This is a genomic window from Streptomyces sp. NPDC018693, from assembly GCF_044391385.1.
Taxonomy (GTDB): Bacteria; Actinomycetota; Actinomycetes; order Streptomycetales; family Streptomycetaceae; genus Streptomyces.
The window spans coordinates 24465-34136 of the sequence record NZ_JBIRZZ010000030.1 but is presented as its reverse complement, the minus strand read 5'-3'; the positions used below and the strand labels follow the sequence as shown (position 1 = coordinate 34136).

7 protein-coding genes and 1 pseudogene are annotated in these 9672 nt (G+C 71.3%); 3 read left to right on the top strand and 5 right to left on the bottom strand.

All coding sequences use genetic code 11. The annotated features are described in order from the left end of the window. The 4 genes and pseudogenes from ACH5AC_RS37695 to ACH5AC_RS37680 form a co-directional block, all read right to left on the bottom strand. Positions 1-692: maltotransferase domain-containing protein (locus tag ACH5AC_RS37695; RefSeq protein WP_398866883.1), on the bottom strand; the 692-nt coding region annotated here is incomplete at its 3' end. A 204-nt stretch (positions 693-896) separates the two neighbouring features. Next, positions 897-2114 carry a S8 family peptidase gene (locus ACH5AC_RS37690; RefSeq protein WP_398866882.1) on the bottom strand — a complete coding sequence of 406 codons (1218 nt, stop codon included), beginning with the start codon at positions 2112-2114 and terminating at the stop codon, positions 897-899. 201 nt (positions 2115-2315) lie between these two features. Next, positions 2316-3439, bottom strand: a pseudogene (gene tgmC / locus ACH5AC_RS37685) (ATP-grasp peptide maturase system methyltransferase). 108 nt (positions 3440-3547) lie between these two features. Then, positions 3548-3997 carry an ATP-binding protein gene (locus tag ACH5AC_RS37680; RefSeq protein ID WP_398866881.1) on the bottom strand — a complete coding sequence of 150 codons (450 nt, stop codon included), beginning with the start codon at positions 3995-3997 and terminating at the stop codon, positions 3548-3550. Between the two features lie 232 nt (positions 3998-4229). On the opposite strand from ACH5AC_RS37680, the gene ACH5AC_RS37675 reads away from it, so the two are divergent. The 3 genes from ACH5AC_RS37675 (at position 4230) to ACH5AC_RS37665 (ending at position 6956) form a co-directional block, all read left to right on the top strand. Next, entirely contained in the window at positions 4230-5510 is a 1281-nt protein-coding gene (locus tag ACH5AC_RS37675; protein WP_398866880.1) for an XRE family transcriptional regulator, read from the top strand. After that, the gene (locus ACH5AC_RS37670; protein WP_398866879.1) at positions 5507-6046 is read left to right on the top strand and encodes a GNAT family N-acetyltransferase; all 540 of its coding nucleotides are present in this window, start codon (positions 5507-5509) and stop codon (positions 6044-6046) included. The genes ACH5AC_RS37675 and ACH5AC_RS37670 overlap by 4 nt, the downstream gene beginning before the upstream one ends. Before the next feature lie 142 nt (positions 6047-6188). Then, the gene (locus tag ACH5AC_RS37665; RefSeq protein WP_398866878.1) at positions 6189-6956 is read left to right on the top strand and encodes a thioredoxin domain-containing protein; all 768 of its coding nucleotides are present in this window, start codon (positions 6189-6191) and stop codon (positions 6954-6956) included. A gap of 22 nt (positions 6957-6978) precedes the next feature. Here the strand turns inward: ACH5AC_RS37665 and ACH5AC_RS37660 are convergent, their stop codons facing one another. Next, entirely contained in the window at positions 6979-9621 is a 2643-nt protein-coding gene (locus ACH5AC_RS37660; RefSeq protein ID WP_398866877.1) for a glycosyltransferase family 1 protein, read from the bottom strand. Positions 9622-9672: the final 51 nt, after the last annotated feature.

Below are 9672 nucleotides of genomic sequence, written 5' to 3'. Positions count from 1 at the left end.
TCCGGCGTCCCCTCCGAGCGCGGGAAGAACTCGTACCAGGACCCGAACAGCGCCCGCTCCCGCTCGACCAGCAGCGGCAGCGGGGCGGAGGCGGTCACCAGGTCCCGCAGCGGGTGGCGGGCCAGCACCTCCTCGACCTCCGGCGCCAGCGCCGCCGCGAGCCGCGACGCGGCCGGCCGGGACTCGTCGCGCAGCGCCTCCACGGCGGCGAGGAGCACTCCACGCGGCCCACTGGGCGCGCCGGTGGCGGCGCGCTCGTACAGCCGGGCGCCCTCCTCCAGGACCAGTTCGGTGTCCATACCCGCCGGGATCTTGATCTCGGCGTGGTGCCGCCAGGTGTGGACCGGGTCGCCCCACGCCTCGACGGTGTACGACCACATCCCCGGCGCGTCCGGGGTGACGGTGGCGCCCCAGCGGTCGGTGCCGGGGGCCAGCTCACGCATCGGGGTCCAGGGGCCGTGGCGGCCGTCCGGGCCGGTCAGGACGACATTGGCGGCGACGGCGTCGTGCCCCTCGCGGAACACCGTCGCGGTGACCTGGAAGGACTCGCCGACGACCGCCTTGGCGGGCCGGCGCCCGTGCTGGACGACGGGACGGACGTCGAGGACCGGGATGCGGCCGACGGCGGGGGCGAAGGGGGGTTCGATACGGGGCGTCGGGGGTGCTGACGAGTGGTGGTACGTGGCGGGCATGACCGCTCCTGTCCGCATCAACGAGGGTGGGCGGATGAAGTGGGGAGGTGGGTCCTGCGATGGTTCCGAGGTGGTCCTGAGGTGGTGTCTTCCCACCCTATTCGGGTGGGCAATCCGGCACTTTGTTAACTACTCACGCGTATGTCTTCACACGCGGCCGACCCCGTCCGGCACCGCACGGAGCCGGCCGCCCTGGCTCCGCCGCTACGGCGACGGCACCTGGAGGAGTTTGTCCGGCGAGCCCGCCCCCCGGCCGGAGACCTTCCCGCTCACCGCCCCCGACACCAGCGCCTTCTCCACCTGTGCGGGGGTGGCCTTCCGATGGTCGGCGAGGTACAGCGCGGCCGCGCCCGCCGCGTGCGGCGCCGCCATCGACGTACCGGAGTACACCGCCCGGCCGGTGTCGCTCTTGTGCGACGCCGAGGTGATCGACACGCCCGGGGCGAACAGGTCGAGCGCCGAGCCGTAGTTGGAGTAGGACACGCGTGCGTCCTTGGCGTCGGTCGCGCCGACGGTGATCGCCTCCCGGACGTCGGCCGGGGAGTGCCGGGCGGCGGCGTCGCCGTCGTTGCCCGCCGCGATCGTGTACGTGACGCCGGAGCGGATCGAGGCCCGTACGGCGGCGTCGAGCTGGGCGTTGTACGGGCCGCCGAGGCTGAGGTTGGCGACGGCGGGCTTGCGGGCGTTGCGGGTGACCCAGTCGATGCCGGCGATGGCGCGGGCGGTGGTGCCGGCGCCCGCGTCGTCGAGGACGCGCACCGAGACGACCTTCGCCTGCTTCGCCACGCCCACGCCGCTGCCGGCCACGGTGGCGGCGACATGCGTGCCGTGCCCGTTGCCGTCGGAGGCGGTGCGGTCGTCCCCGACGAAGTCCCAGCCGTGGCTCGCCCGCCCGCCGAACTCCTTGTGCGTGATCCGGACGCCGGTGTCGACCACATAGACGGTCACCCCGGCACCGGCGGAGGCCGGGGCGCTGTACCGGCCGTCGAGGGGCAGCCCAGCCTGATCGATCCGGTCGATCCCCCACGACGGCGGCTTCTTCTGCGCCTTCCGCTCCGTCCGCTGATCCGCGATCACCCGCGTGTCCTGCACGACGGACACGACACGCGAGTCGGCCGCGAGCCGCCGGGCCTGTCTCGGGTGGGCCGTGACCGCGTACCCGTTGAGGACAGAACCATAGACATGGCTGATTCTCGCCCCGTACCCGGCGACGAGCCGCCGCCCGTCCTCCGACGGGGCCTTCACCTCCTCCTTCAGCATCACGAGGTAGCTGCCGCCGACGGCGTCGGGTGCCCCCGCGCCGACGACGGTCCCCTCCGGTACGGCGTGCGCGGGCAGGGTGACGGCCGACAGCGCCACGGCCGTGGCCGCCGCGATCAGACTCCCCATCCCGCGCAGACGCCGGTGTCGCGTCCGTGCCATGGTCCGAGTTCCCCTCCTCGACTCGACACCCGCGTGTGCGCGTGCCGGGTGCGTCAGGGGGCAGCCTGTCGCGCGGAGCGAAGGGGCACAAGACGGCCCATGGGGAGGAAATCGGCCGTATCGGGGCGGGGGGCGGTCCGGAGGGCGCACGCGGGCACGGTCGCGCCGAGTTGACGGACGGACGTTCGGTCCGCTGATGTGTCAGCTGATGCGATGGTGCCAGCGCAGGGCCGGAGTGTCGCTGATCCAGTACGCATGAGCCTTCTGATCGAGGTGTAGGTGTACCGCGTTGACGTCCGGCTCACCGGCCTCCGAGCAAGCCCGTACGGTGCTTTCGACCGCGTCCCAGAGTCGGACGGGGCCCCCTTGACGCACCGTCCATTCCGCACCGTCACCGGTCAGCGTTGCGAAGGACTCGCGGCCGGTGTCGAACAGGTACACCGTTTCCCGGCCGTCGTCACCGACAGCGCGCACAAGCTGTGCGCCGGGTACGGCGAGTTGTGTGAGGAACGCGGGCGTCCACTCGTCGAGCACCGTCGGCGAAAGTGTGGTCCTCCGCTCGGTGTCGGCATAGGCGGCGCGTGCGGCGAGGTCGCCCGACAGCGGGACGGCGGCTTCGGCGCGGGCGGGCATGAAGGAGGAGCGGCCGATGATGCGGCCTTCGGCGGTGCCGCCGTCCCTGACGGTGAGCTTCGCCAGGCCGGTGCCGTACGACCAGGCGCCGGGGCCGATGGTGGCGAGGATGATGCCGTTGGGCCTGGTCTGGCGGACCCAGCTGTAGGGGATGCGGCGTACGGCGCAGGTGGCGATGATCCGGTCGTAGGGAGCGCGGCTCGGGTTGCCCAGGAGCCCGTCACCGGTCACGGTCCAGGTGGAGTAGCCGGCCTTCTCCAGAGCCGCATCCGCGGTCGCGGCGACGTGGGGGTCCACCTCGATCGTGGTGACGTTGTCCTCGCCCAGCCGGTGACACATGAGGGCTGCTGAATAGCCGGTGCCCGTACCGATCTCAGCCGTGTTTTGGCCGTCTTCCACGTCGAGGGCTTCGAGCATGCCGACGACGGTCGCGGGCACGGTGGAGGAGGAGGTGGGGAAGCCGGCGACGGGTTCGGTGGCCCGGTCGGGAGTCAGATGACCGTCGAGTTGAACTGATCGCTGTAAGCCATCCGGATCCACTCGCGCGGATCGACGGCATCCGGGGGGACCGGCCGCCACAGGCCGGTCTCGCCGTCCGGGAGGAACACCCCGGCGGCGAGGAAGAGTTCCCGGGGGACGGCTTCGACCGCCGCTCGCCACGCCGGGCTGCTCAGGTGCCCTTGCCGGGCCAGACGCTCGGCGAGGGCTTCCGAACCGGCGGCCGCACAGGGCGCAGTCCATTGCCATCTGCTGGCGGGGGCGCAGTCGGGCGATGTCCGGCAGGGCCGTGGGGTGGCTGGTCACTGGTCGGCCTCGGTACGGAGTTCCGCCCAGACTTCCTTGCCCCAGGGGCGTCTGCCCGGGCCCCTGATGTCGTAGCCCCAGCGGTCGGCGACGGAGTCGATGAGGAGCAGACCGCGACCGGACTCGTCGTCGACACCGGCCCGGTGGAGTTCCGGTACGAGCCGCGGGGCCCGGTCCACCACGCCGACGCGTACCCATGCCGGGCTCGGCCGTCTGACGACCAGCCGAACCGAGTGGCAGGACGTGTGCTTGGCGGCGTTCCCGATCAGCTCCGAGATGATCAGCGTGGCGCGGTCGGTGTGGTGGTCGTCCAGGCCCCAGACGGCAAGCGCGTCACGGACGAATCCGCGGCCGATCTCCGCCGTCTCCGGCTCGCACGGAAAGGTCCGGCTGTAGGCGGGGCAGTCGGTGCAGGCGGTCGGAACCAGGGTGCGGAGCCTCGTCATGGGCGGTGCCTTCGTGGTCGTCTCGGCGCCCGGTCGGTCCCCTTCACGGGAGGCAAGGGCGGACCGGGCCGTCAACAGCCGCCCGCACGGGGACGGGCGGCCAGTGACCAGACAACTCCCCTTTGGCATCAGGTGATTAGGGCGATCGGCCGGGTATCCGCCGGAAAGCCCTAGGGCGATTTGACGGCTCTTTTGCATGACGGAAGAGTGGTCGTGAGGCTACGGTGCGTACATGGACCCCACGCGCAACACGGTCCTTGAGGCGTGGATGGACGAGCACGGGCACAGCTCCAACAGCCTGGCCGAGGCCGTGAACAGGGCCCAGGAGCGGCTGACAGGGCGGCCCGGCGGCCACGACGGCTCGTCGGTACGAGCCTGGAAGTCGGGCCGGGTCAAGTGGCCCAAGTCCGCTACCCGCAAGGCACTTGAGGACGTCACCGGGCTGCCCGCCACCGCCTTAGGGTTCGTGCCACGGGGCAGGACTCCGTCCGCCTCAGACGCATCGCAGGAGGACCCCGACTTGAAGCGCCGCACCCTCGCCGGCGGCATCGCCGCCGCTGCCGTCGCAGCTGCAGCCCCCGGCATCGCAGCACCCCGCCGTATCGGCATGAGCGACGTCGGCCGCCTACAACACCGGTTCGCCGAGATCATCGCCAGCGACCACCGCCACGGCGGACAACTCGGCATCGAGCAGCAGGCCACGTCACTCGCCGACGAGGCGCTGAACCTCCAGAACGTCGGCAGCGCCAGCCAGCGCGTACGCAGCAACCTGTACGCATGCGCGGCCTCGTTCCGCTCCTCGGCCATGTGGGCCGCGATCGACGGCCGCCGATACGACGACGCCCAGCGGCACATGCGTGAGGCTCAGGCCCTCGCCGAGATGTCCGGCGATCAGGCGATCAAGTTCCGCATCTGGAGCCACGCGGGGACCATGTACCGGCACATGGGCCGCCCCGCCGACGCCCTCGCCGCGAACGACGTCGCGCGCGGGCTGAGTATCACCCGCCGCGACCCCCTGTTCGCGTCCCTGGGGCTGGCCCGGCAGGCTGCCATCCACGGTGTGGCACAAAACCGCACCGGCACTCGCCGCGCGTTCGACCAGGCGCAGGACGCCATGGACCGCGCTGATCCCGATGACTACCGCCCTGTCTGGATGCTCGCCTTCTATGACCAGGCTGAGTTGGACTCCTTGGCCCTGTCGGCATACCTGTCGCTCGGCGACTATCCGACGGCTGAGTTCCATGCCCACCGCTGTCTGTCCGCCCTGCGGCCGCACATGGTCCGGTCGCGGGCCATCACCACGACCCGACTCGCACATGCCCAGCTCGCCCAGGGCGATGCCGATGCCGCCACGGACACCGCGACGAAGGTCCCCGCCGACGCCGCCACCCAACACGCCCGGGTCTCCCGCATGCTGCAAGAGTTCGGGGCCGCACTGCGAGCTACCGCGCCCGGCAGTTCTACCGTGCAGACCTGGAGCGAGCACACTGCAGCTTGGAGGACCCCCGCGTGACCACGGCACCCGCTATCGAAATCCGTACATTCACGACACTTGACACCGTCCGTGGCGACCTGATCGACGTCTACGCCGAGGTGCGCGCCCCACTCCTCCACCTACCGAACTACGCAGTGACGGCATTCGGCGAGCGCCTGGACCGGCATGGCGGCGAGCCCGGTTTCATGGCCGTCCTCGCCTACGCGGACGGGCATCCGATCGGCTACGCCTACGGCAACACCATCGAGCACGGCGACCGGTACTGGCAGCGCACCACCCCACCACCGGCGGACGAGTACATCAGGTCTCCGGCTGTTGCCCTCAAGGAGATCGGTGTAAGTCCCGCGTGGCGCGGAACGGGAACCGCGCGACGCATCCATGATGCTCTCCTCGCGACCCGCCAAGAGCCCTACGTGACGCTCATGGTCAACCGCGCAGCCGGTGACGGAAAAGTCCACGCGCTCTACCGCTCATGGGGCTACGAGGACATCGGCCAGAGCCAGCCTTCACCGGCCTCGCCCATCCTCACGGTGATGATCCGCGCCACCTCTTGACCGACACCGCCGCTGCCGCTTCGAGTAGAACGGCCCCATGCGTCGGGACCTATGTCGGTGCAAGAAGCGGGCCCGAAGACCCTGACGGTACCGGCCTGAGGGCCGTTCCGGGGGTGTGGTGGGCTCCGTAGCGTCGGGGGGCATGGAGAGCAAGTCCCCTCGTTACGCCGCCTTTCGCCGTCGCGCCCTGGTTCTCGGGAGCGCGGCCGCCGTGCTCGGTCTGACCGCCGGGGTCGGGATCGGGTTCGCCCTGGACGACGGCGGTTCGTCGGAGTCCTCGGACACCGCCCCGGCTGCCGCGCCCGCGAAGCTGGTCGTCCCGGCCAATGCCACCGGGGAGAACGGCACCGTCATCCCGTACGGGAAGGCCGGCGCGCCCGTCACCGTGCATGTGTACGAGGACATGCGCTGCCCGTACTGCGGCATCTTCGAGCGCGACCTCGGGCCGACGCTGGACTCCCTAGTCGACTCCGGCAAGGTGAAGGTCGAGTTCCATATGGCCGCCTTCCTCGACAAGCGGCTGGGTGGGAAAGGCTCCAGGACCGCGCTGGGTGCTCTGGGCGCGGCCCTGAACGAGAGCCCGGCCAAGTTCAAGGCGTTCCACTCCGCCCTCTACGAGGCCCAGCCGGAGGAGGAGACCACCGACACCTTCGGCAGCACCTCCAAGCTGCTGGAGATCGCCGAGAAGGTGCCGGGCCTGCGCACCCCCGCCTTCAACAAGGCAGTCAAGGAGGGTACTTATCTCCTGTGGGCCGACAAGGTCGCCGACGCCTTCTACGAGAGCGATGTGACCGGCACTCCGGCCGTGAAGGTCGGCGACACCCACATCACCGTGATCGACGAGGAAGGCAAGGCGGTCGGCGCCGACCGCTTCACCGAGCAGATCGACGCCGCCGCGGCCAAGCGGTGATGCCAGGGCTGTGCGTGCCGGGCTAGCGCATCAACACCCCCGCCACCTCGGCCACTTCCTCCGACGGTACCGACAGCAGGCCCAACTCCGCCGACGAGGCGAGGAGTCGGTGGTTGGGGAGGATGCGGACCGTGTAGCCGAAGGGGCCGGTGCGGTCCAGGGAGAGGGGGCCCTCGTAGATCCAGCGGCCCTCCAGGTCGGGGCCCGACGTCGGCTTCAGGGGGACCGTGGTGGCGTCGGTGATGCGGTCCTCGGAGTCGACCCGGCCGGAGAGGGACTGGACCTCGACGTCGTCGGGGGCGAGGTCGCCGAGACGGACGCGGACGCGCAGTGCGAGGGTGGTGCCGAGTTCGGCGGTGGCCGTGGACGCCGAGGTCTCGACGTGGTCGACGCCGACCCGGTGCCAGGCCGAGCGCACCCGTGCCTTCCAACCGGACAGCTCACGGGCGGAGTTCGGGTCCATCGAGCGGTGGGCGAGGGCGGCGGGCCCGTAGAGGCGTTCGACGTACTCGCGGACCATGCGGCCCGCCAGGACCTTCGGCCCGAGCAGGGTGAGGGTCTGGCGGACCATCTGGATCCAGCGGTCCGGCAGGCCCTGCCGCCCCTGCTCGTAGAAGCGCGGCGTGACGCGCTGCTCCAGCAGGTCGTACAGCGCCGCCGCCTCTATGTCGTCACGCCGGTCCGCGTCCGTCCCCACGCCGTCCGCCGTGGGGATCGCCCAGCCGAAGTCCGGCTGGAACCACTCGTCCCACCAGCCGTCCAGGACGGACAGGTTGAGGCAGCCGTTGAGCGCGGCCTTCATTCCCGAGGTGCCGCACGCCTCCAGGGGGCGCAGCGGGTTGTTCAGCCAGATGTCGCAGCCCGGGTAGAGCTTCTGGGCCATCGCCATGCCGTAGTCGGGGAGGAAGACGATGCGGTGGCGGACCCGGGGGTCGTCCGCGAACCGCACCAGCTCCTGGACGAGCCGCTTGCCGCCGTCGTCCGCCGGGTGCGCCTTGCCGGCGACCACGATCTGGATGGGCCGCTCGGGGTGCAGAAGCAGGTCCATCAGGCGGTCGCGGTCGCGCAGCATCAGCGTCAGGCGCTTGTACGACGGGACGCGCCGCGCGAAGCCGATGGTGAGGACGTCGGGGTCGAGCACGCCGTCGATCCAGCCCAGCTCGGCCGTCCCGGCGCCGCGCTGCCGCCAGGACGCCCGCAGCCGCCGCCGTACCTCCTGCACCAACTGTTCCCGCAGATCCCGCCGGAGGTCCCAGATCTCCTGGTCGGGGATCTCCGCGACCGAGTCCCAGCGGTCGGAACCGCCGACGCTGAGCGCGTCCTCGGCACGCTGGGCGCCGATCTGGCGGGCGCCGAGGCGGAACACCTCCGGGGCCACCCAGGTCGGGGCGTGCACCCCGTTGGTGACGGAGGTGATCGGCACCTCGTCGGCGTCGAAGCCCGGCCAGAGCCCGGCGAACATCTCCCGGCTGACCCTGCCGTGCAGCAGCGACACCCCGTTGGCGCGCTGGGCGAGGCGCAGGCCCATCACCGCCATGTTGAACAGGTTGGGCTCGCCGCCGGGGTAGGTCTCCATGCCCAGCCCGAGGACGCGTTCGACGTCGATGCTCGGGAGTTCGGCGTCGGGGCCGAAGTGGCGGGCGACCAGCTCGCGGTCGAAGCGGTCGATGCCGGCCGGGACGGGCGTGTGCGTGGTGAAGACGGTGCCGGCCCGGACCGCCTCCAGCGCGGCGTCGAAGTCCAGACCCCCGTCGGCCCTCACGTCGTCGCAGAGCTCGGCGATCCGCTCCAGGCCGAGGAAGCCGGCGTGTCCCTCGTTGGTGTGGAAGACCTCCGGGTGCGGATGACCCGTCAGCCGGCAGTACGTCCGTACCGCCCGAACCCCTCCTATCCCCAGCAGCATCTCCTGCAACAGGCGGTGCTCGCTGCCACCCCCGTACAACCGGTCGGTCACCCCGCGCTCGCCGAGGTCGTTGTCCTCGACGTCCGAGTCGAGCATCAGCAGCGGGACCCGGCCGACCTGGGCGAGCCAGACCCGGGCGCGCAGCCGGCGGCCGGCCGGCAGGGCCAGATCCACCCAGGCCGGGGTGCCGTCCTCCTCCTTCAGGAGGGTCAGCGGCAGCTCGTTGGGGTCGAGGACCGGGTAGTGCTCCTGCTGCCAGCCGTCCCGGGACAGCGTCTGCCGGAAGTAGCCGTGCCGGTAGAGCAGGCCCACCCCGATCAGCGGTACCCCCAGGTCGCTGGCCGCCTTCAGATGGTCCCCGGCGAGGATGCCGAGGCCGCCGGAGTACTGCGGCAGGGCGGCCGTGATCCCGAACTCGGGCGAGAAGTAGGCGATCGCGGCGGGCAGCTCACCGCCCTGAGCCTGGTACGCCTGGTACCAGCGCTCGCCGGTCACATAGTCGTGCAGGTCGTCGGCGGCGGCCGTCAGCCGGCGCAGGAAGCGGCGGTCCTCGGCCAGCTCGGCGAGGCGCGCGGGGCGCACACTGCCGAGCAGCCGTACCGGATCACCGTCCGAGACCGCCCAGCGCTCGGGATCGACGGACTGGAACAGGTCACGGGTCTCCGCGTGCCAGGACCAGCGCAGATTGCGGGCCAGGTCGCTGAGGGGCCTCAGGGGGTCGGGGAGAACGGGTCGGACGGTGAATCGACGGATCGCCTTCACATTCCACCTCGTCACGCGTGCGGAGGGGGACGCACGGCGGTGTGCGTCCCT